This window comes from Corynebacterium sp. MSK122 (assembly GCF_030229435.2).
GTDB classification, from domain to species: domain Bacteria; phylum Actinomycetota; class Actinomycetes; order Mycobacteriales; family Mycobacteriaceae; genus Corynebacterium; species Corynebacterium marquesiae.
In genome coordinates, this window is record NZ_JASPHV020000096.1 from 1 (window position 1) to 255 (window position 255).

Below are 255 nucleotides of genomic sequence, written 5' to 3' on the forward strand. Positions count from 1 at the left end.
TGGAGGAGGTCACCCCACTCAAGGTGGACCAGCTTCCCGATGGCAACGAGGCCCGCGAACCCTTCGAGCACATGCTCATCCAGCCAGGCGAGCACACCGTGACCAATAACTACTCGCTCAACCAGTATGGCGAGGTCGGCCTCGTCCCGGGCAAGGAAGCCCTGCGCCAGCCTTCCGATGTCTTTTCCCCCTCCACGGATCCCAACTCCGATATCCAGAAGCTAACCAAGGACAACGCCGATAAGCTGGTCACCC

General features: G+C 60.8%; 1 protein-coding gene. It reads left to right on the forward strand.

From position 1 onward, the window contains the following. A partial coding sequence (locus QP934_RS11605) for a hypothetical protein (RefSeq protein ID WP_419127604.1) occupies positions 1-255 on the forward strand: 255 nt, incomplete at both ends.